Source organism: Yersinia frederiksenii ATCC 33641 (assembly GCF_000754805.1).
GTDB lineage: Bacteria > Pseudomonadota > Gammaproteobacteria > Enterobacterales > Enterobacteriaceae > Yersinia > Yersinia frederiksenii.
Genome location: NZ_KN150731.1, coordinates 1,680,327 through 1,706,402, shown reverse-complemented (window position 1 = coordinate 1,706,402; position 26,076 = coordinate 1,680,327). Strand labels below are relative to the sequence as shown.

Sequence of the window (26,076 nt, the reverse complement as noted above, 5' to 3'; positions counted from 1 at the left end):
CGCGGGAATAGTTGGTTGTGTTTCCGGCCACAAAATTATGCGATGCCGTGATTTAAACTGACCCGTCAGTCATTTAATGATTAATAAAGTGTGGGCTATAAGCCCAGACCCCGCCAGAACATCTCAAAACCATCAGAAATATATGCATCTGTTTTATCGGGCTCGCTCACAGAAAACTCTACTGTTGTCTCAGCCAGTGATGTCATAACAGCCGTAATAAACGCCACATTCTGACTGGCACCCGATCTTCCAATCTCAGTCAGCATTTGATTTACGGCGTCAAACATGGCTGATGACTGCTGACGCGTGATTTCCGAAAGACTGTGAGATACATTCAGTTGTTGAAGGGTGGAACGCTTCTCAGGATTGGCACACGCCCAGCGGATGTAAGATTGCCAGACGTGAAAAGCCTTTTCCCTGAAGCTCCCCTGAACAGGAAATCCTTCCAGCAGTGCACCGGCCACTTCCCTTTTGATGTGCAGATAAAGCTGATTCAACAGCGTCAGCTTGTCAGGGAAATATGTGAAAAGAGAACCGGTCGAAACGCCGGCTTCTTTCGCCATCAGGGAAGTTGAAGCTCCCAACCCCTGAATCGCAATAATCCGGAGGGCAGCATTAAGAATAGCAGTCCGTTTTTCCTGATCTAATGGACGAGCCATACGACATCCTTAATTGAGTGATTAGTCAATCATACTCTATGAAAGTAATATGGCAACCTTGCATTTTGCGTCTTCTTCATCAAATCGATCCTCATTTTTTAGGACTATCAGGCGTTTTTAGTTGATTGGGCAACAGTGTCCTGAAGTTGGCTGGCTTTGGTAGAAATGTCCGCTCCTGGCACGCAGCTGCCGTTCAAATGTTAGATATCTTGGTCATTTGGTGATGATGCTTAGGTATGTTGCGATCGGTCGCCCAGTAAAATTCACTAGGGGCGTCAAGTCAGATTCAATCACGGCGTCGAACTCAGTACCTGACTGGGTATTGCAAAAGCATGTTCTGAAAAGGCTGGTTTTTTAAACTCCGATGGTTGTGGGGAATACCGGTATGCCTAAAAGCGCAACATTGAACGGGTGAGACACCAGAAAAGGAGAAGAAGACGGGGCCGCGCGATCGCACGACCCAAGAACAAAAGTGAGTCTGTACAGGATCGCCGATCACTCCTCGGCGGATGGAGATGATTTTGGCCCCGTGAGCGTTTTAAACACTTCTTGGCTTATGAGACCGGTTACGGTTAGCCAATGCAGAAACTCCAAGGATTGCCGGCTGTCATACATGCTCCACCTTAACAGGGAATGCTCGACGCCGATGATGTTAAAAATAATCAGTCTATACAGCTGTCTCAAGGCCTTCATCCTGGGATGAATGTCTTGAATAAAAGCGTCATAGTCTCCCGGGCTGCGTTCGCCGCCATAATGGGACAGGTCATTGCGCAGACCAGCACATTTTATGCAAAATTTCCGGAGTCGGTCAGGGTCAATATCGAAGGCCACCGGTAAAAGGACATCATACAGGCGTTCCTCAAGCGGGAGCTCTGTGGCGCGGGTAAGCCGGCTGCATAACCAGCGCTTATCTTTAGAATTGAATGTAACTTTATCTTCGATTTCTGCCAGGATTCGCAGGCCTTTCGCGGTCTGTTTATCTGGCACTTCTTTCGCCGATGATAACTCGCTTCTGCGGCTTAGCGCCTCAAGTCCCCAGACCATGTTGACAAACTGATGCTCGAGATAAAGGTGCCGGTTTCTCACGGTACCAAGATAAAGATGAATACCTGGCCCCAGCACGGCCCTTTTTAACAACCACGTATCCAGAAGGATCCCAAACCGAGCGTTGATCTGCTCAAAGGAGAGCGCGTATTTACCGGTTGTTACGTCATCCTCCGACAAGGACGACCAGGAAAAATAGCACTTGGCATGCAGGGTCTCGCTGCCTTCAGCCCATAAAAACTCTGGCCACTTAAAGGCATAGGTCGCGTTGATCATCAGGGAAATAAACTCCTGAAAACCCTTTAACCAGTTTAGAAGCACCTCTAAGGTTGTCACCTCATGATGCACATACTCGAAGCTGGCGCCGAGAGTCACATTAACATTCTGACTTCTGTTGTGAGGATAAGACCCGGTGATGTGATTTTTGAGGCTCAGAGCGCCCTGGGTCAGGGACCACGATATGTCCTGTTTTTTTCCAACGGTGAGAGACCATATATCCTCAGACTGCTCTGACATATTTATGTTACCCGCCAGGTACCACTCTTCAAGGTCATGTAAGGGAAGACTGAGCCCCACTAACTTGTCAAGTGCTATGGGGTCATCCGCAACAAAACAACGTACAGCGATAAGATTATAGAATATTTCCTGCCCGAGATAGCCAGCTCGAGCTTTCAGCTCGGTAAGCAGCACGGTTCTGCCCGTTTGCTTGAGCACACCCCGAATGGTTTTATTCTCTACGGGGGTCCAGCTAAAAATATCAGGAAACACAGCGTCTCCTGGGAGCTTTGCCAGCATTTCAAGCTGAATTTTCCCGTTATCCTCAATTGTCAGATGGCCAGGCGCAGGCTTTTCGCTCTCTTCTCCTTCCCACTCGAAGAATCCTATTTCATCAATAATCATTTTATCTTCTCCTAAGCCGGTACGGTAAAAACTCATCTGTTGCTTTAACATTTAGCAGCTATCAATACGCGGTTATAACTCAGGCACTTCGGGATCGGCATCTTAGACTTTATTTCATCATCGTTACTCTTCGAGAAAAACAACAGGGCCAGATCAGGTAACGCCGACAGGGATTTATTTCTTTCTCTGCGTTACCTGCTTTTTATGTACTCCGAGTGATAATGCCCGCCATTGCCCAATTCAGAGGAAAAAATATGAACTACCATCACACCCAAACCGTCACTGACGTACTGGATACATTGACGGCGTATCGCGACGATCTACATAATTCCGAGCTACGCCAGCCGCACTGGCCACTACTGGAAAGGTTGATTGCCCGTGAAACGCAAATGCGTCCCGTGTGGGAAAACATTGCGCGGCAGGGGCTCATTCGGTGTCAGCCCCAGGGAGTGGCGGAAAACATTCCGTAATGCATAACTCATTAAACTGAAGACAGATGACCCATTACTATGAACGTCCGCAATTGGCACAAAGCAGACTGTCTGAACTAATTACACCCGCGTGAAACTGCTATCTAATTGGCAATTCAAACCATCTATAACCATGACAAAATCACGTTACCCAAAAGTTAAAAATCAGGGAGTTCTTCCAAACTCCCTTTTAATTCACTTATTAAAATACGGATTCACACGCTCCACCGCCTGCCGTACCAGTTTATTTCTGGTTGCCATCATTCTGTCGATTCTTTCCCGTTTCTGTTCTGAGGTTAGAATGCCAGCATCATTTTAGGGATTATCGGATTTATTCTGCTACTGGTTCTGTTCGTCATCGTTAAAGATGCTCTCAAATAATTATTGATGCTGCAACATGGATTAGTAGCCACTCAATCTGACAATCGGCGAAGAAAGGACATTGATATGATTGAAGAAAAATTAAATACAGCCGATAACGCACCTATCTGCTAATTATTGTATTTAACATGGGCAACGAACTTACACACAATAAAGGACGATATGAAATTAAATAAAACCGTCATCGTAGCTGCAATCTCTCTGGGGCTTACAGGGTGCGCTAAAATATTACCTCTTGATTACAAAGACTACACTGGAAGCGATGCTGCGACGTTGTATGTACTTAACAAGGAGGGAAATGTAGGCACCATCTATCTAGGTTCTTACACGTTCAACAACCAAAGCAATTGCTACGATATGTCTGATCGCTATGAACTTGACTCAAATATCTTTCAAGCTAAGGGTAATGTAGTTGTTAGTAAGATAAAACCCAATGTCCTATACTCTGTTTCGCAGATCAAAAATCAAGGGGGAGGATATATTCGAAACTCCCATTCGTCACTCATTCCGGAAGCAGGGAAGTATTATTATATCGCCTCGGGAAGCCAAGCCATTCAGGTCCCTGCAGACTTCATCCCGGACGCATCAGTAAACCCCGATGATGTAATCAAAAATCATGCGAAGAACCCAGTTAAGTATTGGAATGTAAAAAATATTTGCACCCGTCCATTCTGGAAAATTGGTTAATTCATAGAGTTGTGCCCTCAAGATGGGACCACTTTTGCGTTGACAATTCAAGCCATCTATAAGTGCGGCAACATTGTCTTGCTCAAAGATTTATAAATTAGGGAGTTTTTCCAAACTCCCTTTAAATTTTACTTATTAAAGTACGGATTCACCCTTTCCACCGCCTGCTGTACCAGTTTATTTCTGGTTGCCATCAGTCGGTCAATTTTTTCTCTTTTCTGATCCGCCGTGAGTATCCGGTCCCGCCTCATCATTTCAATCTGGGCATTCAGTGCTTTCACTTGTTTCTGAGTCGCTGTTAGCCCCTGACGCTGCGATAATTTCCCTCTATTTTCCTCTATCAATTCATTGACATCATCGCCACGCCCCTGCTTACGGAAGCTGTTAATAGTGCTGTTTATCTGATTGGCTTCAGTCATCATGCGGTAAAAATCTTCGGTGAACTGGGTAGATTTGGCCGGATCGGAGCCACGGAAGAAGGATTTAATCACCGGCATTTCATCTAGGCGCATGGCCGGAGTTTCGCCGTAGTCTTTCAGGTTACGCATCAGCTGATTGGTAGCGCCCATCACATAGCTGCCTAAGCTGCCAGTGTAGCCCATCACAATATGATCCAGCATCTTCGGTGACATATTGGTAGCCTCACCCACTTCGCGCATCAGCAGGCTGGTCTGGTCGTTATAACGGGCTCCGGCCATCAAATTGCTGTCGGCCATGTTCTCAATCGGCCCACCTTTGAAGAAATCATAGTTAACATAAGCCTCAGCAATCGGCATGGCGACTTGTGGGATCGGGTTGAATGCCATGGTTTCCATAAAGTTATGCGCCACCAGCTTGCCAAATTTAGCCGCGCTATCTTTACCGCCTAGCGCACGGACAAATCGCTCCGGCAAGGTGCCAAACATCAAGCCGATTTCGAACGGTTTTGGGAAACGGATATGCTGGTCACCAATCCAGACATGCCAATAGGTGTCTTTATCCCAGTCTTGTAGCTCTTCATAGCGTTTATCGTCCCAATTCAGGGCCATCAGTGCCAGTGAGGCAGCCGTAATCATGCCGCCGCGCTTCAGCACCTCACGCGGATTCTCTTTGATACCTCGGCCTAATTTACTCAACCCTTGCATGCGGGCATTGAAGAACGGCAGCATATCACTCAGGTTTATCATGATATTGCTGGCCCCCATCATGCTGAAGTCCATCAAGTCACGCGATTCAAATGCCGCCTGCGCTTTACTTTTCCCTGATTTAATTGCCGCTTCATAAGTGGCCAGTCGGTTAGCGTTTTCTGCTGCTTCACTGAGATTTTTGTATTTATGTAATCCCTGCTCGACCTTGCCCATCACCTCTTTGCTGTTGCGGACAATGGAAGATTCAAACTCTTGTATTTGGCTATCGTTGTAGCCTTTACGCCGCAGCACGCTACGAATGGTTTTAGCGGTCGAAGCCGGATCATAAACATTCGAATAACCGCCACCAAAAGTGGCACCGGCAAACATCATATCCACCAGGCTATCATCAGTGCGTAATGCTTTTTTAAATCCGGCCCATGAAGCGGTAACCGGCTTAAAACCATCTTTGTTAATGGCCCATGAATGGATAGAATCGCGCATAAAGTTACGAATGATAAAATCAGGCATCGATGTGGTGCTGACGGTCAGCACCTTTTTAGCCGTGCGTGCTGCCTTCATAAAGGTGGAATTACTACGCTCAAGGTCAATCATGGTAAAGGCACGATACGGCACCCCAATCAAAACCAGTGTTAGCATTCTCACCTGGCTGTCGGATATTAAGCGCTTCTCGATTGTTGTTGGTAGTTTGTTGTTCTGGACGTTGCTGCTTTGGGTCGTAAGTCATTTGGCGCTCCAAATTTCAGACGTAAAAAAAGCCTCGTTGTGAGGCTGTTCGATAGTATTAATAAGATCCGGCTGCGAGAGGACTTTAATACGTTCATATTCAAGATTAAGTCTGTGTTTTTCCTTCTTTCGCGCATTCATCAATCGACTACCGATAGTCCCCTTAACCTTCGAAACATTTTCTTTTATGGCAAATAGATGCTGTGCTTGTTCACCAATTGCACGACGATGCTTTAGTTGCTCTGCCATCCAGTTGAAAGCATTGATATACGCCTCTTTAATCGCCGTTGCAGGTTTACCGGTAAATCCCATAATCAGCATCATACAGCCATCACGAGTTATATTAAACATCGGCTTCATATCGCTATTTTTATCAATGAAATCAGTGGGCGCGAAATTGCGCTGGGTAAAATCATCGGAACATTTCAGGTTTCGAATTGCCCTTAGAACATCTTTGTGACGCTTGCTAAAGCATTGAGCAACCTTAAGTGAGGTGGTTATCACTTTGTTCTCTGACATATCCACCATGTCTCGAAAATCAAATTGTGGGATGACGACCATTTGTTTGTTCATCGGTACTCCTTTATTAGAAATGAACCTTTGGCGCATAGGAAACCAGCCCATCGAGGCGTACCAACCGTACTGGCTCCTCAAAGGCTCATTTCTAATCAGGTTCGATGGTTTGAGGCACATGCGTTGTGCCGAGGAAAATGGGAATAAAAAAGCCCCGGCAAGCGAACCTGTCGAGGCTAGATTTCGTGCATAAAAAAACCGAAGGGCTATTTAAAGCTCACTTCGGCATCTTTGGGTAATTTAGCGCGTTCTGTTTGGCTAAGCAATATTATAGATTGCAGTTGTCTCGTACTACAATTGACAATACAGACTCCAATATCTTATAGCCTCAATTAAAATTACTTTAATCAATAGTATTATATATTGCCTCGGATGTTTCTATTATTCTTCCATCAGGGTATATGCCTTTTATTTTACAAGATAACGGGTTACCATGTAAATCTCTCGTACAATTTCTTGTTGTTGAAACTTCAAGTTTGTCATTCATGTAACTCTTCGTTTCATAGTTAAATGGATTTATTGCTTTAGCATTAAATTCAGTCACTATTTTATACACAATATTTTTTCATAACTTACATCTAAAATAGGATATCCACTTTCGTCATACTCGTAATGTTTTCTTATTTTTCCACTTTCTGATATTTTAACATCTGTTACAAACCCTTTATTATTCAGTAGTGTTTTAATATCTCCATTCATAGTTTGCGTAACATTGCATTTTTCATTCAAAATTAATTTTTTTCTTTGGTATTACTATCAATATAAAAATTGCCATCTTTCACGTAATCCGTATCTATTTCCAACACAGCAGTACGTGCCTTTATTGAAGTAAAACAACCCTTATCATCAATATTTGCATGAACTTCAGAAACAACATTCCCATTAGCATCCAGCATTTTTTGACTGAGTGATTTCACTGGTCCGTGTAATGGATCTAGCCCAAATATATTTGAGATACTTGCAACGTTCGGCGTAAAAGATAAAGGTTCATCATTCCTATCACACGCACATAATACAAAAGTCAGGGTGCAGACACTTAGAATCCGTTTCACTATGCACTATTCCTTATAATAAGTAGCTGATTACATAATATCAGGAGTCTCTAAGAATAATAAGAAACATATTTATTACTTTGCCGCTCGACTATAAACCTCTCGTAACTGCTGGGCAGTAAAGCTATCACCAGAAGTGGAGGTTTCCTGAGTGGTACTGCTTATAGCCCTCTGCTGCTTCCCCTCCCCTTTTTTCTGTTTCCATGCCATAAAGACCTGCTGATCCTGTGGGTTATTCAGATCAGGGGCTTCACCAAATTCTTTTTGGTACTCCCCCGCAAATGCTTCCAATTCAGCTGGGTCAATGCCGGATTGATTCTGAGAACCACGGCTCCCACCAACACCATAGAGTTCAGAAGCTTGCTGACGGCGTTGCTCAGAGTTGCTCTTAATTTCCTGTTTTGCGGTGGCCAGTTGCTTCTCATCCATCATCGCGCCATCTTTATTTAGCGCGGCCAGCTGCTTACCTTCATCCTTGCTGATATCCAGCAGCTCTTTGCGATAGCCCTCACTTTCCTGACGCATGGCGGCTTTATCTGGTGGGTTAACCATATTGCCAATAAACTTGGCTCGGTCTGGCTGGTTAAGTTGCCCTACCATCTGGCTGTAACCCCTTACCTTATTCATAAACTCATCAATAGGGATTTTCGCTACCTGGTTATCATTCACATCAGCGGAACCGAATTGAGTCATAGGTTTGTTGGCAGTTGAACCATCGCTATAAGTGACTTTCAGTCCGGGAATAACAAACTTGCCATCTTCACTGATACCAATATGGGCCAGCTCTTTGCTCTTAATTTTCTTCCCTGACTCCGGATCGACTTCATCAATATTGCGCTCAATATAAGGGGCCAGCACAGTATTCATTGTCTTTAATACTTTCGGATCGTTGTAGTTCATTTCCCCCGAAAGCACCTTCGGCATAATCTGGTTAATTTCTATGACGTTATCAATTGCTCCCTGACCAAAGAAGCGGGACGGATGTAGCGGATTATCCTTTGAAATTTGCCCATACAATTGAGGGTCAACCTGCCCAGTGGTTTCAATCTGTTTGTAGAGCGCTTGGACAACTGGCATTTCTTCTTGCATACGCTGCTGGCGTTCAGCCTGAGAACGTTGGAAGTTAAATTCACTCTTCCTCATGTTGAGTTCCTGCGCCCGCATGCCTAAGCTGGCATTTGCTGTACGTTGGTTGGCCTGCGCCAAACCATAGTTCTTATTCCACTGTTCATCACCTACGCTATCGCGTTGCGACTTGTATTGGTGGTCACGGTTGTCAGTCTCTTTACGCCAATCAATCTGTTCTTTCGCCAGACCATAGCTACGGTCAGAGTCTTTAATCTGTTGCTGCTGAGCAGCATCTCGCAGTCCGAGTTCGCGGTTGCGACTGATCGCCTGATCTGCCGTGTTGAAACCCGCCAGAAAGCCGTCCGCTAAACCTTGTACGCCCATGATAATTATCCTTTAGAAGAAACTACTGGCCAGCAAACCCACTGCGGCACCAATACCCATACCAATCGGCCCGCCCGCAGCACCATAGGTGGCACCCACCGCCATGCCAGTACCGGCCCCGACGCCAATCATGCTCATTTGGCTCTGTTTTTGCTGGGATTTGAGTTGTTCATTTGCAGACTCACGCTGCATCTCACGGTTAGAAGCATCACTAAGCCCTTGCATGGCCTGCTGCCGGGTCTCTCGGGCAGCATCAATCAGTCCGTATCCCATTAGTTACTTCCTCCGCCAATACTCATTTGCTCACGCAGGCTGGCACTACCACCAGTTAAAATATTCATCTGTCGGTCCTGCTCTGCTTCACGGATCCCATTTTTTGCACCCGCAGTGGCCAGTGCTGAACGTAACCCCAAACTGTTATCGTTCGGGTTTGCCGTCTGAGTTGTACCGTAACGTGCTAACTGATTTTGTGTACCCAACTGAGCAGAACGCAAACTGTTGGCAGAGCTGTCACTGACGCGGGTTAATTGCTGGTTCATCAACTCACCGCTGGTAGCCAGCCCCATTAGCTCTTTTTGCTTCGGATAGAAGCGCGTAAGCCAGTCGTTATACTGGTCACGGATTAGGTTGGCATAGGTATCAGATGCTTGTCCCATCGCTATCTCCTGTCATTAGTTGCCGCCAAATACACCGGTTGACCGACTACCGGATGCCGTTGCGTCTTTCAACCCATAACTGCGGGCAGCCAATCCACCCGCAGCCCCCACCAATTGCCCAACAGCCTGACGGTCACTCAGTGATCTTTGCGCGTCACTCGTGGCCTTGTTTAAGCTCTGACTGGCAATGTTGCTATAACCTGACAGCGCATCAGCTTTCTGACCGGCCCCCATTGCCACCACATCCTGTAACCCGGCGACATATTTATCCTGTTGTGAGGTTTGCGCCCGGTTGGTCGTGTCGATTTGCCCGGCTACCTGGTCACTTTGCAACGTTTGCAGTGTCCCCTGGAATTTACCGCTACTCGGATCAACACCACCCGCAGACAGTTCAGTAGCCGCCTGTTGGCGTGCCTTACCAAACTCCTGTTGGTAGCCGACAATTAAAAAGAGGTGATGTGCATGATGGAAAACTGTGGGTAATACAGGGTAAGACCGGCAATCAAATTGCTATCTCACTCTCACTACGACTGGAAATAATGAATACCACTGTTGGTGAGGTTATTGAACAGTGTCTGAATAATTGTAAGAGTGAATATCTTATTAGTTCTGCCAGTAAAAAGTCTGGTCGCGAACCGGGCGCATTAAATGCCGACTCACTCACTAAAGCATTTGTTAAAGCATTGAAGGCTACCGATCTAGTTTATGAAATATCCCCTCCCAGCTTTCATGAAATTCGCAGCCTGGCCTCACGGCTCTATGAGGCAGAATACAGTAAAGAATTTGCTCAGAAATTACTCGGCCACAAGTCGATGAAAATGACGAATGTATACCTTGATTCACGTAAAAATGAGTGGGTAGAAATTTAGGCCGGATATAGGATTTCGTGGAGATTTCGGGATCTTAAAAATAAAATCATATAAATCAACATATTAAAAAAAGACCGAATACGATTCCTATTTCAGATTTATAAGTGTTTTTCTCTTTTAAATCATGAGATTATATTAACTCCTCTTCAGAAAACACTTTTCATTACGTTACTTCCCTAGCCTTTAAATTCATATAGTTAACAGCTAATTCGTAACCATTCGTAAAAATTTCGATACGTTTAATGCGTTCGTGTTGTGTTCTGTAGCAAGATACGATTAAGCCTGACTGTCAGCTATGAGCGAGGAGCGGACGTTTGGCTTGCAACCAAAGCAATTGTGAGCTTATCAACGAGCTGCACATAAAGGCACATCGAGTTCATTATGCACAGGCTCTATCTTTCGGCACAGACTATCGTGTTAATCTCCTAAGCCAAGTATCCCAAGATTCAATACGGATAGGCGGAGTTGAATGAATTTCATAGTCATGGCGTTTTTTACTTTCTTCTAAATCATTTACTGTTCGCCCCCCAATGACAATAGAACGAACGTATACATCTTTATTTGGATCTACTTGTTTACAAGATTTGGGTCCGACGAATGCATTATGGATTAAATCACCTGATAAAACTTTCATTCGTTTTTCATGAGCATCTTTCCGAAACGATTCATAATCCCTATAGACTAGACCAAGCCTTTTTTCGATCTGCTCTGCGGCATCTCTAACTTTATGGTTAAATGAACCGTAGTTATTCGCATTAACTAAGTTAAAGTTAGCCCCTTTCACTTCAATTAGGATGATATCCATACGCGACCTGCCTGTGAAAATTACAAAATCTACTGATCCGTCAGCTAATGGATATTCGGAAAAGCAAATATATTCATTACCACCGACGTAAGCCTCGGCAATTAAAGACAAATCACTTTTTATAACTCGCTGAATTTCTTGTTCCTTTGCACCTGACTCAATTAGCTGAGCAATTGAAGACTTGGGAATCATAGAGTTTAATATTTCGCACTTACGAGAAATGAATTCTGGTGAAGGTATATAACTTGAATCTATAAAAGGATCTCGAGCGTACCTTATTTTATCAGCTTTCTCATATATCCTCCCATTATTTATGCTGCGTTCAGAAAGCTCATCTTCATCACAACCGAGTAAGTCTAACACTTTTTCTCTTGATATTGAGATCCACTCTGTTTTTGGGTTTATGTTCACTATATCAAACGTATCAAGCTTATGTGAGTTTCTTTCGTAGTGCTCTATGAAAATGGCTGGTTGTGTAACTACCCCATGTTCATAGACTGAACTTATTATTTTTTCTACTGCATTGGTTACTGACTGTCCATCGTTTAATGCATCTAAGTCGGTTAAAAGCACAATAATATCTTTTTTGTTTATGTAACATCTGACTCTGCAAATTCCACCAACTCCTGAAGTTCGGTTATTGCCAAAATCGTGAACTAAATCTAAAATTTTCAATTTAAAAATATCCTTATGCTCTTTGAAATTGGCTTTTAATTTAAGCTAGACGAACTCACGTTTCAACTTCATGCTTGTATGAACTAAACAACATCCGCTTCTGGCACCAAGTTGCCGAAGGAAAGGCAGAAGGGTCAGCTATGAGCGAAGAGCGGACATTTCACTTCTGACGACTCAGTAAAAACATTGAAATAATCATACATTCGTCAACGCTCTCACCACCGTAACAACTGCTGAGGATCAGCCCGCAAATACATCAGAAGTGGTATTAAACGAACAGTGTTGAATACCAATCAGTTTTTCAGACGCAAATCTCATTCTTACCGTACATTTTGAGTGGATTATCGTAGGCCCTCAGACCCTATATCCTGCATTTTAAGCGCGTTGTCGGCAAGGCTGGTCTCAGTCAGCAAGAGATGTAATGAGTGCCTCTGTTTCATCTAGCAGCAAAGTTTGCACCAAAACACACGAGCAGCAATGCTTGCTGTCAGTACACATTGTTAGCTATCATCACTGTCAGCTCTTTAGCGTATGGACGGTTTTTGCGTCTAGTCGGGCGGTTAGCCAGACTCTAACTTATTGAGCACTTTTATGATTGCGATAAACACTTCATCGCATCATAAAGTGTTATGATGCGATGAAGTGTTTATCGCGGCTTCTAGTAAAGGGCTTTCAGGGTGACGGGGCATAATAGCGTTCTGCCACCCTGAATTATAAATGATAGATGAAGATAGAGATTCCATATCAGGACATCGGTATTAGCAGAAATAAGTTGGCATTTACTGCGCGACGAAGTCCGTTAAAATATAAAGTCTATAAAATTCCCAAGCGTAGCTCTGGAGTCAGAGTAATTGCCCAGCCAACCCCGGAAGTGAAAGATCTACAACGCAAACTAGTTGAGTTTCTGCGCACTCAACTCACTGTCCATTCCAGCGCCACCGCTTATGAACCGGGTAAGGGCATCAGGGAAAACGCACAGCAGCATGTAAACAATCCTTATCTGTTGAAGATGGATTTTTCCAATTTTTTTAACAGCATTACGCCAGAGACCTTTAAAAATGCACTGTTGCATGATTCAGTGGAAATTGATGAGCACACTTTAATTCTGTTGATTAGTATCTTTTTTTGGTGTCCGGGTAAGAAGCTCTCCGGGAAGCTGGTATTAAGTGTCGGTGCACCGTCATCACCGTTTATTTCTAACTATGTGATGAAAAAATTTGACCAGTTGCTGTCGGAAATATGCCATCAGGCAGGTGTAACCTATACCCGTTATGCGGATGATATGACCTTTTCAACTCAGCATGAGAATGTGCTGTTTACTCTGAAAGAGCAAATTCCCACGCTAATTGTGCAGTCCGGTTATGAAAATATCTCCATCAATGAAAGCAAAACTGTATTTTCATCGAAGGCGCATAATCGTCATGTCACTGGCGTGACACTGACGAATGACGATAAACTGTCAGTTGGACGGAAAAATAAACGTTATGCTTCATCACTGATCTTCAGATTTAAACTGGGAGAACTCAGTGCCGATGAAACTCTGATGTTGAAAGGCTTGCTTGCACATTATTTCTATATTGAGCCGGTATTTAAGCTGTCAATGCAAAAAAAGTACGGCGCAGAAATTATTAACGGCATCGTAAAATATCAGGAGTAAATAAATGAATCGGACAATTAAAAAAATAAAAATGGGTGCTGATCATGATAATTCAATCAAAGACCAGTATAAAATGTTTAAGTATTATAAAGAGGGGATGTTTGTTGAAGTCGATCCAGCTGAATCTTCACGTTATCGTCAGATGTGTCTTAATAATCTGAAAGAGGCGCAGTTTTGTTTAAAAAAAGTAAAACTGGTAAACTATAAAGGGTTTAACGAACTATCTATTAATCTGGATAACGATATTATCCTGATCGCCGCCAATAATGGCTATGGTAAAACGGGGATTCTGGAAGCGATCTATCTTTCTCTCTCATGGTTTTATCGGTTGGTTTATGGTTCTAACCAGGGGTGGAAGTTCGGTGATAAATACATCAGCCGCCTGGTAAGTAATGCCGCGATGCTAGTTAATCTGGATATCTCGGTGGGGAATAACAAAAAACCCTCCGGCTATCAGATCGGTATTGCCCGCTCCCTTGGTGCTTCTTCGGTTAAAAGTGACTACACAGAATTTAAAGAGTTGGCTGAAATGTATCTGGAATTTCAGGACAGTGATATTGTAGCGCCGATGTTTGCTTACTACTCGGTAGAGCGCGGTAAGAACTACCCCGACGGTGGATTTACGTCTGCGATTGAAAGCGGTTCCGGCAAGTTGCTGGATAGACTTTATCCGGACTCTTCACTGGCGCTTTCTTCTAATATTTTTGCCAGCTTTATTAAATGGGCTGCCGAAATCAAAATAAAAAAAATCGTCTCTAACGAAGATGAGCAGAGCGAAAAACTTAAAAGTATCAAGGAATTCATCTACCATATCAGTCATTCTGATCTTGCCGATGAAATAAAAAACACACTGATTAGCCAGAAAGAGAAGGAAGTTGAAATCATCTTTGGCAGCCAGTCGAAGGATAAATCAACCAATCTTGACCGGATGGAAAAGATTGTGGATATGATTTTCGCACTGGGATGCGATTTTATCGATGATATTTCCTCTATCCAGTTAAAATACGATGAAAAGCTAGAAGCATTGGATCTTGTATGTGTAAAAAGAGATTGTGAAATCAGTGCGTCCTATCTCTCTCATGGTGAGAAGAGCACGCTTTCACTGTTATTCGATATCGCCCTGAAGCTAATCTATACCTGTGGCACTGAAGACCCATTCAGCGGTCAGGGAATCGTCTTTATCGATGAGATTGAGTTACACTTGCATCCTTCATGGCAGCAGTCCCTGCTCAGTAAACTGAAAAAAACCTTCCCGAATGTGAAAATTATTGCCACCACCCATAGCCCTAATATTCTGAATACCGTTGAAGAGCAGGCGATCAGGAAAATTAAAGTTAAGAATAATCGGTTTTATATTGAGATTCCGGCCTTTTCATATGGTGCCGAGTCTTCTCAGGTGCAAAATGATATCCAGGATGTTGCAGCACGGCCCGATGTCGAGCCAGTACAAAATCTTGCACGTTTCCGCAAGATGATGAAAAACAATCAGTACGACACGCCAGAAGCACAGGCGCTGCTGAAGAAAATTCTTGAATGGGGCGATGCTCACGACCCGGACGTCACCAAACTGAAAATTGATCTTGAACTCAGAATTAAGCGTAACGCCAAAAAAATTAGCAAGGAGCAGTAATGAGAGGCTTCAGGAAAGAGCGGCTGAGCAATGACATTCTGGACGCTTATCTGGCGGTGCCAGAAAATGCGAATAGTGGTTGGAAGGGTGAATTCTATACCACCTTAGCTTCTGCCGACCGGGACAGTTTGAAAAATGAGATAATTGCCGATCAGGCTGGTCTCTGTGCCTATTGTGAAAAAGCGCTCAGAGATGAAGGTGACAACAAACCGCTAGGGTTTAAAGTTGAACACTTTATCCCTGAGAACAGCAAAACCATTAAAAGGATGATAGCGGCCGGGCAGCCTGTACCCACCATTAATTACTCGCTATTGTGGACAAATCTGTTGGGGTGCTGCTTTGGTGGGCAACACGCGCGCTCAGCAAGCTATATTGAGTCCCTGACAGATGAAGCTAATCTGAGCTGTGATGTGCTCAAAGCCCATCATAACTGGTCAGCACTGATCCTCGATCCGACGCAGGAGCCTCCTGACGATGGAACATGGTTTGAATTCGATGAAGAAGGAGTGATGGATGTCTCCGCAGATTGCCCGAACCAGTATGTGGATAAAGCCCGGAAATCAATAGAAATGTTGAATTTAAACTGTGTCAGATTAACTCGTTTGCGGTTGGCAACGCTGGAGTCGCTTGGTGCTGTTAGTGATGAAGAGGATATCGCCGCATTACTCAGCAAGGATGCCGCAGGTGTCTACGGTGAATTTATCTCGCTGAGAAAATGGTATCTGGCTTAAGCTATTGTGCTCTCTTAAGGGGCAACGCCATCTGCCCCGCTCTGCCGCATTTTTGCCGCTGCTGACGATCAATCACCGATTTGACCTCCTCCGTTTGATTAATACATCATGATGTTTGATTTGCGATGCAAGTGCTGTTGCCATTAGCGCGTTAGCCTCAATGACACTTTTATCGGTGGTCAGGGGAATAGCGATGGCAATGCTTGCAACCCGCTGCTCTGTATATGCAACAGCAGGACCACCTTTAGCGTTCATAAAATGACGGACGGTATCGCTCCGGGCCCGCTTGAATTGTTGCAGACTGGGCCAGCGGATTATTAGCTCGCAGAACAGTGAACTGCCCCGATGCGAGAACCACTCCAGGGGCTGAGGATAATACTGCTTAAGCGTGTTGATGAGACGATTCACAAAACGGCGTTTGTCTTCGACCAGCAGTCGACGCTGTTCAACTAGCTGTTGAAGTAATCGAATATCAGCATTGTCGGGTTCAATGGCTTTGATCTTTTCGGGATAGAGTAGCATCAGCTCTAACGCTAACTCGGTATCCTGCGGATCATCCTTCGCACCACTTGGCCAAAAGGTCTGCCTATAGCGGGCCAGTGACAACGCGTGTACAGGAAAGACAGTGACAAATGGGTACTTCTGGAGAGCATACACTACCGGGCCTTTCTTTAGCTCAAGGGCGATAGCGATCCTGCCTTTGACCTTCTGGTGCAACTCGTTGAGCCAGATATCAAGCGCTTCGGGCGTATGTTTAATTACATGGAATATGCGCTCACCATTTTTAAACTGAACGCAGACATCGTGCTTTTTATCCGCCCAGTCCAGACCAACATGAGCAGCAAACTGATCTATCGCGGTCATCACCAACTCCTTTTTATCGGGGATTGGTATGCATTCCACGTTCTTCGAAAGAAATATAGTCAGCAGTTTATCTGCATGCCCTGAGTATTCGTTAGCGAACGTGGAGCACTTACTGGCTCGAAAGCAAAGCGGCAATCATCAAATCACATGATTCTGGCACAATATTCGTAACCAGTAAGCGCATACCCTGCATCACTTAAAAGTGTAACTCTCAGGGTTCGAATGACTATACCTGCCACGAAGCAGATAGCTATGGGCTGCTGAAGGTTCGCTATGAGCGAGGAGCGGACGTTACTTTTACTATGGTATATTAATCAAAGGAAGTTTTTTACATCATTTAACCCAGAAGGATGTTATTTATGGCACGAACATACCCATCAGAATGGAGTAAATTTTGCAAGACCATAAAAACGAATAATGGTTTTTCATATTACGCCAGTAATATTAAAGCCAAGATTCTTCTTGGAGACATAAATAGATTTGCTGCCAGATATTCTGTGGCAGAGGACTTCAACGGTGTTGATATTATGAATTCTACTAGAGAGACAAGGCTTGGTTATGAAGCATTGATGAGGGCATTACTTACCTGGAGCGCCTTGGAAACTTATTTTAATATATTTCCAGTCGGATTAACTGATGTTTATACATGTTTTTCCTTTGGTACAAAGGAAAAACATGACATTAGAAGTAAACTTAATGCGATTGGTAATGACACAATTAAATTTTATACATTCATTTCTTCAAATTGTAATACCCGTCATGAAGCAAACACAAATGCCTTTATAACGAATAATGATTTTAACCCAATAATGCTATTATCAGCCATTCGTCATGTCTTTGGTCACGGTGATCTAAGTGCAAATATTAATAATGTTAATCCTGAATCAATAAATAAAATCGTAAATATCTTAAAAAAAGAAATTATGACTAAAATAGATTCTTCTTTTTCATTATTAGTTCAATCGCATCCTGACTATTCGACTGTATAATTTGGATGGTGATTTTTTCATGTTTTTGTGCAAACGTAATCACCCGTTTTGTTTAGTTATCCCTATACCAACAGCGTTGAACACTAAGCGTTCCACAAATAAAGCCTGTGGCTAATAAATATTAAATTATTCTTTGTTAGCCCCACAATTAGATTTACTTCAGCGGCGGGATTGGCCACGGCTGATTAACATCAAGGCGCAGTAAGGCAATGCGGTACTGTTTCAGCGCCGCCAATCGGGTAAGCTCTGACTCAGTGGCCCCGCCGCTTTGGGCGATATCGTCCAGTGTGGCCAGTTCAACCGAGATTTCACTCATCAGTTGTTTGCGCCGCTCGTCTGCGGCTGCGGCGACTTCTTCCGCTGGCGGGATACGGGGCACAACTTCGCCCGCTAAATACTCATAAGCTCCGTATTCCAATACAAAGTTATCCGGCAGTGATTCCACCTCAACAATAGATAATCCAGTGGGTGCCAGTGCGTAGACATGTTCTGATACCGTACAAACCACCCCTTGCGCGTTATAGCCGACTTTTATTGTGTCCTCGCGAAAGGTCTTTTGCAGTTCGTACCAATCTCGCCCCTCTTCATCAACGTGATAAATCACCACACCGCCTAACTCTGGATCGTATTCCTGCGCCGCAATGGTGAAGTTTTTATAATGCTGTAAAGTTTTCATTAGCCAATATCCCCGCCCATTTGTACCCATCCACCGGTAGGTCGTTGAAAAAATAATGCGCGGTAAAGCATAGTACTGCTCCCTGACACCGTGGCATAAGTTCCTGCTGGCGCTTCAATTGTATAAGACTGGACAACCGAAGCTCCGCGCGCCAAAGCGACAACACCATAGGCATTTGTCTGATTACTGATATTCCCAATGTATGTCGATAAATAGCCACCCCATGCCGGGCCGTTGATATTGCCGTCAGCTTGTAGAAATGCAGCTCCATCCCCAGCAGTCACATTCCCCGTAGCAGTGACAGTCGCGCCCTTTAAAGTACCTGTGGTAGTCAGGCTGCCAGGCAGGCTAATTGCAGTGTTGGTAGACTGCACCGCATTTATTATCCGGTTATCATTCCCTGCTGCCACAGTACCTTCAGTGGTACCTACATCCAGCACTGCCGCCCCTTTAAGCCCTAAATTTGTTCGTGCTGTAGTTTTATTTGCTACATCATTCAGGTTTTGATTTTTTTGTAATGCATTTGCAGCAATGCTGGCAGCCTCAGTTAACCCAAGATTGTCGAGTGTCTCAGCTATTGCCTCTGGCCCTGCAGTGGCTATTTCAGCGAGGTTATTAGCGGTCTGCAAATAGGTATCTGGTTCCTCTTTACGCCACACTCCAATATCTAATACTCCCGTCGGTTCTACCCCCGTATTTTCTGACAATGCGATATAGCTATTACCACCATGATTAACCCTCGCCCCTGCCTGATAAGGAGCATCAGTAAACCAAATCAACTGACCGAGGTTTTGTAATTCCTGTAAGGCTAAATCCACCCGGTTATGCCACCAGTTTTCCCATTTAGCTTCTGGCGGATCTTCTGATGCTCCCCCTGCCCAACCTCGGGCAATCAGAGCATCGCCGGGACGTTCAAATTGTGCAGGCACACTGGCCCACGGCTGATTAAAGCTGTCATTTCTTGCCATAGAGTGGCTCCAATTAGATATAAGCGCCCATGCCATAAGGCTGTGCGTCGAATGTGCCTTTATAGGCAAAAGGATGGTGGTTAAAACGGATCAAGCTGGCTTTGACGCCTTGCGGTCGGGGAATTAAGTCGAATAACTGAATAAGCACTAAGATATTGGCCGGGATCGGTTTATCTACCCAGATAGTTTTCATCGTCATATCCTGCCCATCGATGATGGCGGAATTAACATCCAGAATGTAATCAACGGCGGTTTTAATTTCATCCAATGTCGCATTGGTATTGTTCTTCTGAATTTTAGCTTTGATTAATACCCGATAGAGATAATCTGATACCGGGACTTTGCCGATTTGCTCATGTGGCGCTTTATAAGGCGCAACATTATAAGGTTGTGCACCACCAGTGCCGTTGTAGGCAAATATCGATAAGTAATCACTGCGGATTAATGGACGCTCAATAAACCCGGCAATATGGCCACAAATATCCAGTTGATCACCCTCGGCATTATCAATATCCAGTAAGTTATTAATTTTGGTTATCTGGTCCTCAAGTAAGGATTGGCAGATATCCGGCAAGAGGCTTATCCATTCAACTAATTTGGGCGCATTTTTGTATTGCAGGTAAATCCGTGACAGGGCCTTTTGACGATGGTTATACATAGACCACCTCGATATTCTCAGCACTGAACACGCCTAACTGGTTAAAGGCAATGCTCACTGCACTGATATTGACCTGTTCCGCTGCCGCTCCTACGGTAATAGCATTCACAAAACCATTACCGGCCACCAGATAATTGACCGGGGTAAATAAACGCCCCGCACCGATGCTCTCTCCAATTTTGAAACCCAGCTTAGAAAAACCATTGGTTTGATCAAAACCAGTGACGCTGTAATCAACAATCGCCTGTTTTATCTCATCGTCAATAAACTCGCTATTACTGGCGATCTCTACCCGGACATAAACCGGTATCAGCTGGGGGCGAAAAAAGGTTACGGTGATCGGGTTACCTTTTGGTGTAACAGTATCCAACGAGATTTTATTGGGAAAAATGTTGTAGCGGTTTAACCCACAGCCGGGGCTTTTATTAGTGGCGATGCTGTTAATAACATCTTCGATGCTACCACCATCAACAAATATCGCCATTGAGTGACCAAGCACCCCATTTTCGTCTGCTTCATTCTCAAAATTTTCATAGATACGCGCCCGTTTAACATCCTCAATATTGACCAGTGCCGCATAAATATTATCAATCTGGTTCGAGCCAGGAAGTGCTACTGACTCATTGCGCCGGATGCGAAACGCATTATTGGTTTCTTTATCCAACCCCATTGATGCTGCAGTGTTATTTGTCACCGCCGTAATACCGCCGATAGGTGTGGCAATAATGGTCAGATTATTACTATTGGCCCCCTGCGCACCTGCCTGCGTACAAGTGACATTCACTGCCGCATTCCCTGTTATGTCGGTAACAACATCGCCATCGGTCACCCATAAGGTATTGGTTACCCTATTTCTGATTAATGTTCCGGCATTGATTGGGGTAAAAGCGATACCATGAAAATTGACGGTCGCAGTGGAATAGGTCGCGCTTTTACGTTTGATCCCGGCAAATGCGGCAATACGGTCTAATTGTTGGTCAATAGCTGAATTGGGATCTGCGGCGTGGTAGGCATTAATCACGGCCTCGTCCAAATTGGCTAATGCTTCACACCAAATGGCAATTGCCAAACCATCAGGTGATTCTGGATTAATATTCCAGCCATCATCAATAGCGAGATATTGCTGGCGCATAGTATCCAGATATTCACTCAGCGTGGTGCCAGTGGCTCCGTCACGATTAATAGTTGCCATCAGACAAGGTCCTCAGTGAACAAAAAATCAAATGCATCGTTATTAATATCAATCACGGCGGCAAATATCGTAATTTTGCGATTCTTCATATCGAGATCCATTTCAAAGCGGTTAATAGTCAGCACGCCTTTGGCCGCCAATAAGCGCTGTTTAATATTGGCTTCGGCAATATCGCGTGAGGTTTTGCCCAATATGCTTTGGAACCACGGGGTTCCCTCGGTGGCATTGAGAAAATACTCACCAAGAAATAACCGCAGACAGCAGATCATGGCTTGCCGGGTTTCTTCTTTGCCGCTGGCGAATTGGCTGCCGTGGGTAACAATGTCGCCATTTTGAAAATTGCGGATCACAGTGCCTCCAGAAATAAAAAGCCCCAGCATAAGCCAGGGCGATAATAGTTAGGATTAATTCTGGGTAATGGTTTATTGCGGCCCATCCGTGCGATCATTTCCATGCTGCACACCGCCGTGATCGTGGTCACCAACTTCCAATGCTTCAACCGCCAAACCGCCTTGGGTTACCTCAGTGCGACCATTCAGGGTAGTTTGCCCATTATTGGTAAACTCAGGGCCGCTATAGCTCATGCCGGATTCGGTAAGCACCAACGAGGTGCCTCCTGCCTCCAAAGTAATTCCTGCGTCAGTGAGATGAATACGAACCCCGCCACTTTGGTTACTTAAACCAATCCCTTCCGTCGGCAAGCCCGCAATCGCGGTTTGCTGTGAGCGGTAACCCGGAGCAAAGAAAGCATCAGACGGATTAAACATCCGTGCATCCAGTGGTGCTACTGGCCCACCCTGACTGAGCCAATTGTCGATAGAACGTTGGCTGAAATGAACATAGCCCTCGGTACCCGCGGGTAATTCATGAAAAACCGTCCAATCGGCACTGCCAGAGAATTGCACTGGCACATGTTCGATAACGGGTAGTGTCTTAAATTGACCGTCACCGATATGACGTTGAATGCCGCACTCCACCACTGCACGTTGCAGATCGGCATTATAACTAATGACTTTGCCGGGCATGCCGATCATCAGGTCACGCACCATGTCGCGCTTGAGCAGCATCATGGTGGTATACAGCGGATTGCTCTCAATCATGATGACCTCAGGGCATACGCCATTGACTGATCAGAGTGGTTTTCCACGTGTCACCCCATAGAGTTCCTTCGTGATAGGTACGCAACACATTAAACTGTCCAGTCTGTTGTTGAACATTCGCCAGATTATTGAGGTCGGTGTTATACATGCCGCTAAAATTAATCGTCCAAAAACTTGAAGTTACATTAATCACATCGGCCAGCTGGATCTGATAATTCATTTTGACATCAATTTCCATGGTGCTGAGATACCAGCGCGGGACACTTTCCATACCATTTTTAGCGGTGATCTCGTGGGTAGCCCATTTTCTGGCGGCACCCTCTCTGGTTAATAGCACCCGTGATGGCGTGATCATCCAGTAATATTTCCAGTCATCTTTTACGCTATCGAGAATATCGCGACACAAGCGGCCACCGGAATTATAGGAAGTGGCAAAACGCGGTAAGTCGGAAAAGTCACCAATCACTTCAACATCAAGCCCAAAAGCCGCTGCGACATCTTTGAGCATTTCAATGGCAGGAGTATTCGCGCCCCAAGTTTTAAATATCGTGGTATTCCATGCCAGCCCAATAGTGCGGCAATATAACCGCAGGCAGGTATTTACCCCCTCTTTGACTACTTCGACATTGTGAATCTGCCCGCTAAATATCGTGCCGATGTTATCGCCATAACCGGCTTTTAATACCAGGTTGCCATAACGTTTTTCTTTGTCGTCATAGCGCTGGATCAATGCGCGGGTGCGCGCTGAAATACCGTATAGGGTGATTCTGGCAGTAGCATCGACATTCTGCGGGGTATTATCGACAGCAAAACGGATCTCTAATGGCGGCTGATAGGTAAGTTCATCACCACTCACCGGGGTAATGGTCAGTAAGTAATTACGGCCAAAATAGCTACTCATTATCGGGGTACCATGTCAGGCGATTATTAATGCCAAGATTGGCGATAGTCGGTGTCTCCCCGGCTAATATCAGCGGGCCAATATCGGTATTCAGTCCAGCCAATAAATTAACGCCGACATGCAAAGCACGCCCCAAAACTACCGGTTCACCCTGCTCATAAATATCGACGCAAAAATAATTAAAGCGGGTGAGCCAATGCAAACGAAATACCAGATAGTGATTGTTTAATTGCACCCGGAAACGCTGCACGGCGTACCCATTGTTCAATGGGATAACTTTCATTACGTGGCCTCGACGAAAACTTCACCAAATGAATATTCGCGCTGCCCCTGAGTGGCAGCACTATCGCCATAGGGCAAATTGTCATTGGTTTCAGTGACCGTGTCGTAAATAATATTGAGCTGCAACAGTTCAACCACAATCTCCAGCCCACCCTCATTCTCTTTTTTCAATTGGGTACGAGTGTTGGTGATCAGGCAATTTTTATACGCGGCTCCCCGACTGGCCACTAATTCGAACGGTGTATGTGAGCGTTGTAATTCACGTAATTGCTCAAGTAAATTTTGTGAGCGGGTTGAGCGTGATTGTGAGCCCAATGTGCCGGAGTAAATACTGGTGCCGACCGATGCAGCAACCCCAGCCAATGCCGCCGCTCTGCCAGAAAGTAAACTGGCTGCCATACCGGTAGTAATACTGGCCCCCGCCCCTAGTAACCCGGCAATACTGCTATCTTGCTGGGCCAGCAGTTCACGAAACCAGTTATCAGACACACCAATGATCATGGTTAGGGCCAACGCTCGTGTCACGACGTTATCGTGGGCGGTATTCGCATCTTCCAACGGGAACTCACTGACATCAGTGCGTAACTCACTCGACTCTTCTAATAGCGCATCAAAATAGAGGTTGCCGATTTTAGGGCGGTTACGGGTAAATAATCCGGTAATAGCCATTAGTAGTGCTCCGTATGCATCATATCGCGCGCTTGCTGGGCTAATTGAGTTGTTGCCTGTAACACCCCGTTGCGAATTGATTCGCTATCACCGCCTACCGTCCCCACATGGATAATATTGTGTTGCTCCAATCTGATATCACCACGAGACATGGACGCCGTAACTGATTGTGTGGGGGTCATCTGGCGGTCACTGTAGCCCTGAATCTCTTCCCATGAGCGTTTCGGTTGCGCATAATTTGATGAGGGCAACGAAGCCCACACTCCGCCCAACCCACCAGTAGCATCAGCAAAATTACCACTCGCAACATTTTCTAACTGGCCGGCGCGTTGGATCAGAAACAGTGCGGCAAGATCCTGACTACGCGGGGAGAAGTCCGTCAGATTAAGCGCTTTAGCAGCATCGTCCCAAGAATCGCTGGTGAACTGATAACGTCCGGCTGCCGAAGTTTTATTTTTAGCGCCGTCGGTTTGCGTGAACTCTTTTAATTGCCGTGGGTGGTCACTACTGTCATAGAACTGGTCGCCGCCAAACATTGTGTTATAGCCAGAATTGGCATAACCAGCAGTTCCCTCAGCTTTAGATAACACATCCAGATACTGGCGAACGTTAGGATCATCAACCAGATTATTAAGGTCACGAGTATCATTGGGGTAAGGCACTCCAGGGTTATTTTTAGCCCAGTTCTGGCGCCCTATCGCTTCAGGATTACTCATTGCTTTGGCATCTTCGGCACTAGTGAAAATGTTACCGGGCGTCAATGCAGCCGTCGCGCCAATAGTGACCGGATTAACCAGTAAGCGAGACAACCAACCACGTCCACCAGCTCCGACTGATGGTTTTCCGCCTCCGGGTAATATGCCACCCACAAATTTTAATGCGCCAGCAGTACCGGCCAGACCGGCAGCAGTCAGAATCGCTTTTGAGACTTCGGGATTTTCTTTAATAAACTGATTAATACTTTCTAATAACGCATTGATGATTGGCAGTAAGTCGCCACCCATTGAACGGGCCAGATTGTCAAAGTTAGTCGCCAAATCCGCCATCTCTTTATTAAACTCGTTAGCTGAATCAATAAGTTTGGGATCGAGCGGTTTATATAACTCGTCAAAATTTTTCAGTGAAGCATTAAGCCCTTTACTGCCCCCCTCCAATAGACGGGTGAAGGGATCATTATCACCACTACCAATTCCGCTGCGTAGATTTCGCCGCTGGTCATTATCCATTTTGCTGTAAGCATCAATAAGATACTTGAGCGAGTCCATGCCGGTTTTATTAGCAAATTCCGTCGGGTTAAATGCACCATTCCAATAGGCTTTATCGCCTAACTCCCCTTGTCTGGCACGCTGTTGCAGGTCAGGTATTTTCTGCACAATCTGATTAGCCGCATCCGGACTAAGGCCAAGACTGCGCATCGCATAACGTAGGCCGTCGATCTGCTTAACGGTAAAGTTGGTGATTTTACTCAGCCGATCCATTTCTAATACTGAGGCAGATAAATCAGCGGTCAGAGCTTTTAACCCAACACCGGTGCCGGCTGCAGCGGCCAGTTGCAATATGCCATCTTTAATCCCTTTAACTGCGTCATTGGCTGTTTGAAAGCTCTTTGCATCTGTTTCCAGGCCAAGGGAAACCAATAGAGAATCAATTGTCTCTGACATGGAAACCTCATATTTTAGGTAT

27 protein-coding genes and 1 pseudogene are annotated in these 26,076 nt (G+C 45.0%); 7 read left to right on the top strand and 21 right to left on the bottom strand.

From position 1 onward, the window contains the following. Positions 1-95 precede the first annotated feature (95 nt). Both DJ58_RS14035 and DJ58_RS14040 read right to left on the bottom strand, forming a co-directional pair. Positions 96-659, bottom strand: a complete 564-nt coding sequence (locus tag DJ58_RS14035; RefSeq protein WP_004712651.1) for a TetR/AcrR family transcriptional regulator — start codon at positions 657-659, stop codon at positions 96-98. A gap of 495 nt (positions 660-1,154) precedes the next feature. Next, the gene (locus tag DJ58_RS14040) at positions 1,155-2,654 is read right to left on the bottom strand and encodes a HEPN domain-containing protein (protein WP_004712652.1); all 1,500 of its coding nucleotides are present in this window, start codon (positions 2,652-2,654) and stop codon (positions 1,155-1,157) included. Between the two features lie 203 nt (positions 2,655-2,857). Between DJ58_RS14040 and DJ58_RS14045 the strand changes: the two genes are divergently transcribed. Beyond that, positions 2,858-3,073, top strand: a complete 216-nt coding sequence (locus DJ58_RS14045; RefSeq protein WP_032912222.1) for a hypothetical protein — start codon at positions 2,858-2,860, stop codon at positions 3,071-3,073. A gap of 543 nt (positions 3,074-3,616) precedes the next feature. After that, positions 3,617-4,141 (top strand): hypothetical protein, encoded by a 525-nt coding sequence (locus DJ58_RS14050; RefSeq protein WP_032912223.1) that lies wholly within the window; start codon positions 3,617-3,619, stop codon positions 4,139-4,141. 128 nt (positions 4,142-4,269) lie between these two features. On the opposite strand, the gene DJ58_RS23635 is transcribed toward DJ58_RS14050, so the two are convergent. The 7 genes from DJ58_RS23635 to DJ58_RS0121690 form a co-directional block, all read right to left on the bottom strand. After that, entirely contained in the window at positions 4,270-5,907 is a 1,638-nt protein-coding gene (locus DJ58_RS23635) for an LPD38 domain-containing protein (RefSeq protein ID WP_004712654.1), read from the bottom strand. Positions 5,908-5,991: 84 nt separating this feature from the next. Then, a complete protein-coding gene (locus DJ58_RS14060) occupies positions 5,992-6,567 on the bottom strand; it encodes a Rha family transcriptional regulator (RefSeq protein ID WP_004712655.1) in 576 nt (191 codons plus the stop codon). A 731-nt stretch (positions 6,568-7,298) separates the two neighbouring features. Further along, positions 7,299-7,619 carry a YnfC family lipoprotein gene (locus tag DJ58_RS23870; protein WP_226977655.1) on the bottom strand — a complete coding sequence of 107 codons (321 nt, stop codon included), beginning with the start codon at positions 7,617-7,619 and terminating at the stop codon, positions 7,299-7,301. A 75-nt stretch (positions 7,620-7,694) separates the two neighbouring features. Then, complete coding sequence (locus DJ58_RS14065) at positions 7,695-9,071, bottom strand: hypothetical protein (RefSeq protein ID WP_004712658.1); 1,377 nt, start codon at positions 9,069-9,071, stop codon at positions 7,695-7,697. Between the two features lie 12 nt (positions 9,072-9,083). Then, positions 9,084-9,344 (bottom strand): hypothetical protein, encoded by a 261-nt coding sequence (locus DJ58_RS14070; RefSeq protein WP_032912224.1) that lies wholly within the window; start codon positions 9,342-9,344, stop codon positions 9,084-9,086. Beyond that, positions 9,344-9,727: a hypothetical protein gene (locus tag DJ58_RS14075; protein WP_004712659.1), complete on the bottom strand. Its 384-nt coding sequence runs from the start codon at positions 9,725-9,727 to the stop codon at positions 9,344-9,346. The genes DJ58_RS14070 and DJ58_RS14075 overlap by 1 nt, the downstream gene beginning before the upstream one ends. Positions 9,728-9,742: 15 nt before the next feature. Beyond that, a complete protein-coding gene (locus DJ58_RS0121690; RefSeq protein WP_004712660.1) occupies positions 9,743-10,060 on the bottom strand; it encodes a hypothetical protein in 318 nt (105 codons plus the stop codon). Positions 10,061-10,185: 125 nt separating this feature from the next. Between DJ58_RS0121690 and DJ58_RS14080 the strand changes: the two genes are divergently transcribed. Beyond that, positions 10,186-10,596, top strand: a complete 411-nt coding sequence (locus DJ58_RS14080; protein WP_244875207.1) for a tyrosine-type recombinase/integrase — start codon at positions 10,186-10,188, stop codon at positions 10,594-10,596. Between the two features lie 409 nt (positions 10,597-11,005). Here DJ58_RS14080 and DJ58_RS14085 read toward each other — a convergent pair whose 3' ends face one another. After that, complete coding sequence (locus tag DJ58_RS14085; RefSeq protein ID WP_004712331.1) at positions 11,006-12,076, bottom strand: Shedu immune nuclease family protein; 1,071 nt, start codon at positions 12,074-12,076, stop codon at positions 11,006-11,008. 724 nt (positions 12,077-12,800) lie between these two features. Here DJ58_RS14085 and DJ58_RS14090 point away from each other — a divergent pair. The 3 genes from DJ58_RS14090 to DJ58_RS14100 are packed head-to-tail and all read left to right on the top strand — an operon-like array spanning position 12,801 to position 16,094. Next, a complete protein-coding gene (locus tag DJ58_RS14090; RefSeq protein WP_004712332.1) occupies positions 12,801-13,733 on the top strand; it encodes a retron St85 family RNA-directed DNA polymerase in 933 nt (310 codons plus the stop codon). A 4-nt stretch (positions 13,734-13,737) separates the two neighbouring features. Beyond that, positions 13,738-15,363 (top strand): AAA family ATPase, encoded by a 1,626-nt coding sequence (locus DJ58_RS14095; RefSeq protein WP_004712333.1) that lies wholly within the window; start codon positions 13,738-13,740, stop codon positions 15,361-15,363. After that, positions 15,363-16,094 (top strand): retron system putative HNH endonuclease, encoded by a 732-nt coding sequence (locus DJ58_RS14100; protein ID WP_032911975.1) that lies wholly within the window; start codon positions 15,363-15,365, stop codon positions 16,092-16,094. The genes DJ58_RS14095 and DJ58_RS14100 overlap by 1 nt, the downstream gene beginning before the upstream one ends. A gap of 93 nt (positions 16,095-16,187) precedes the next feature. On the opposite strand, the pseudogene DJ58_RS14105 reads toward DJ58_RS14100, so the two are convergent. After that, a pseudogene (locus DJ58_RS14105) lies at positions 16,188-16,958 on the bottom strand (IS110 family transposase); the annotation flags it as partial. 359 nt (positions 16,959-17,317) lie between these two features. Between DJ58_RS14105 and DJ58_RS14110 the strand changes: the two are divergent. Continuing rightward, positions 17,318-17,947, top strand: a complete 630-nt coding sequence (locus DJ58_RS14110) for a hypothetical protein (RefSeq protein WP_032911976.1) — start codon at positions 17,318-17,320, stop codon at positions 17,945-17,947. A gap of 154 nt (positions 17,948-18,101) precedes the next feature. Here the strand turns inward: DJ58_RS14110 and DJ58_RS14115 are convergent, their stop codons facing one another. The 10 genes from DJ58_RS14115 to DJ58_RS14160 form a co-directional block, all read right to left on the bottom strand. Continuing rightward, positions 18,102-18,623 carry a tail fiber assembly protein gene (locus DJ58_RS14115; RefSeq protein WP_032911978.1) on the bottom strand — a complete coding sequence of 174 codons (522 nt, stop codon included), beginning with the start codon at positions 18,621-18,623 and terminating at the stop codon, positions 18,102-18,104. Beyond that, the gene (locus DJ58_RS14120) at positions 18,623-19,591 is read right to left on the bottom strand and encodes a hypothetical protein (protein WP_004712336.1); all 969 of its coding nucleotides are present in this window, start codon (positions 19,589-19,591) and stop codon (positions 18,623-18,625) included. Before DJ58_RS14120 ends, DJ58_RS14115 begins: the two co-directional genes overlap by 1 nt. A gap of 13 nt (positions 19,592-19,604) precedes the next feature. Next, positions 19,605-20,249, bottom strand: coding sequence for a baseplate wedge 1 family protein (locus tag DJ58_RS14125; protein WP_004712337.1), 645 nt, complete (start codon positions 20,247-20,249; stop codon positions 19,605-19,607). Beyond that, the gene (locus tag DJ58_RS14130; protein WP_032913218.1) at positions 20,242-21,441 is read right to left on the bottom strand and encodes a baseplate J/gp47 family protein; all 1,200 of its coding nucleotides are present in this window, start codon (positions 21,439-21,441) and stop codon (positions 20,242-20,244) included. Before DJ58_RS14130 ends, DJ58_RS14125 begins: the two co-directional genes overlap by 8 nt. After that, on the bottom strand, positions 21,441-21,791 hold the full coding sequence (locus DJ58_RS14135) for a contractile injection system sheath initiator (protein ID WP_032911979.1): 351 nt from the start codon (positions 21,789-21,791) through the stop codon (positions 21,441-21,443). The genes DJ58_RS14130 and DJ58_RS14135 overlap by 1 nt, the downstream gene beginning before the upstream one ends. 72 nt (positions 21,792-21,863) lie before the next feature. Further along, positions 21,864-22,541: a Gp138 family membrane-puncturing spike protein gene (locus tag DJ58_RS14140; RefSeq protein WP_004712339.1), complete on the bottom strand. Its 678-nt coding sequence runs from the start codon at positions 22,539-22,541 to the stop codon at positions 21,864-21,866. 7 nt (positions 22,542-22,548) lie between these two features. Then, positions 22,549-23,442, bottom strand: a complete 894-nt coding sequence (locus DJ58_RS14145; protein ID WP_032911981.1) for a baseplate hub protein — start codon at positions 23,440-23,442, stop codon at positions 22,549-22,551. After that, positions 23,435-23,725: a phage baseplate plug family protein gene (locus DJ58_RS14150; protein ID WP_032911983.1), complete on the bottom strand. Its 291-nt coding sequence runs from the start codon at positions 23,723-23,725 to the stop codon at positions 23,435-23,437. The genes DJ58_RS14145 and DJ58_RS14150 overlap by 8 nt, the downstream gene beginning before the upstream one ends. Beyond that, entirely contained in the window at positions 23,725-24,393 is a 669-nt protein-coding gene (locus tag DJ58_RS14155) for a phage baseplate protein (protein WP_032911984.1), read from the bottom strand. Before DJ58_RS14155 ends, DJ58_RS14150 begins: the two co-directional genes overlap by 1 nt. Beyond that, positions 24,393-26,054, bottom strand: coding sequence for a glycoside hydrolase family 24 protein (locus DJ58_RS14160; protein ID WP_004712342.1), 1,662 nt, complete (start codon positions 26,052-26,054; stop codon positions 24,393-24,395). Before DJ58_RS14160 ends, DJ58_RS14155 begins: the two co-directional genes overlap by 1 nt. Positions 26,055-26,076: the final 22 nt, after the last annotated feature.

Coding starts and splice junctions, on each gene's coding strand:
- DJ58_RS14035 (WP_004712651.1), bottom strand. CDS start 659: ATGGCTCGTCCATTAGATCAGGAAAAACGGACTGCTATTCTTAATGCT.
- DJ58_RS14040 (WP_004712652.1), bottom strand. CDS start 2,654: ATGTTAAAGCAACAGATGAGTTTTTACCGTACCGGCTTAGGAGAAGAT.
- DJ58_RS14045 (WP_032912222.1), top strand. CDS start 2,858: ATGAACTACCATCACACCCAAACCGTCACTGACGTACTGGATACATTG.
- DJ58_RS14050 (WP_032912223.1), top strand. CDS start 3,617: ATGAAATTAAATAAAACCGTCATCGTAGCTGCAATCTCTCTGGGGCTT.
- DJ58_RS23635 (WP_004712654.1), bottom strand. CDS start 5,907: ATGCTAACACTGGTTTTGATTGGGGTGCCGTATCGTGCCTTTACCATG.
- DJ58_RS14060 (WP_004712655.1), bottom strand. CDS start 6,567: ATGAACAAACAAATGGTCGTCATCCCACAATTTGATTTTCGAGACATG.
- DJ58_RS14065 (WP_004712658.1), bottom strand. CDS start 9,071: ATGGGCGTACAAGGTTTAGCGGACGGCTTTCTGGCGGGTTTCAACACG.
- DJ58_RS14070 (WP_032912224.1), bottom strand. CDS start 9,344: ATGGGATACGGACTGATTGATGCTGCCCGAGAGACCCGGCAGCAGGCC.
- DJ58_RS14075 (WP_004712659.1), bottom strand. CDS start 9,727: ATGGGACAAGCATCTGATACCTATGCCAACCTAATCCGTGACCAGTAT.
- DJ58_RS14090 (WP_004712332.1), top strand. CDS start 12,801: ATGAAGATAGAGATTCCATATCAGGACATCGGTATTAGCAGAAATAAG.
- DJ58_RS14095 (WP_004712333.1), top strand. CDS start 13,738: ATGAATCGGACAATTAAAAAAATAAAAATGGGTGCTGATCATGATAAT.
- DJ58_RS14100 (WP_032911975.1), top strand. CDS start 15,363: ATGAGAGGCTTCAGGAAAGAGCGGCTGAGCAATGACATTCTGGACGCT.
- DJ58_RS14110 (WP_032911976.1), top strand. CDS start 17,318: ATGGCACGAACATACCCATCAGAATGGAGTAAATTTTGCAAGACCATA.
- DJ58_RS14115 (WP_032911978.1), bottom strand. CDS start 18,623: ATGAAAACTTTACAGCATTATAAAAACTTCACCATTGCGGCGCAGGAA.
- DJ58_RS14120 (WP_004712336.1), bottom strand. CDS start 19,591: ATGGCAAGAAATGACAGCTTTAATCAGCCGTGGGCCAGTGTGCCTGCA.
- DJ58_RS14125 (WP_004712337.1), bottom strand. CDS start 20,249: ATGTATAACCATCGTCAAAAGGCCCTGTCACGGATTTACCTGCAATAC.
- DJ58_RS14130 (WP_032913218.1), bottom strand. CDS start 21,441: ATGGCAACTATTAATCGTGACGGAGCCACTGGCACCACGCTGAGTGAA.
- DJ58_RS14140 (WP_004712339.1), bottom strand. CDS start 22,541: ATGATTGAGAGCAATCCGCTGTATACCACCATGATGCTGCTCAAGCGC.
- DJ58_RS14145 (WP_032911981.1), bottom strand. CDS start 23,442: ATGAGTAGCTATTTTGGCCGTAATTACTTACTGACCATTACCCCGGTG.
- DJ58_RS14150 (WP_032911983.1), bottom strand. CDS start 23,725: ATGAAAGTTATCCCATTGAACAATGGGTACGCCGTGCAGCGTTTCCGG.
- DJ58_RS14155 (WP_032911984.1), bottom strand. CDS start 24,393: ATGGCTATTACCGGATTATTTACCCGTAACCGCCCTAAAATCGGCAAC.
- DJ58_RS14160 (WP_004712342.1), bottom strand. CDS start 26,054: ATGTCAGAGACAATTGATTCTCTATTGGTTTCCCTTGGCCTGGAAACA.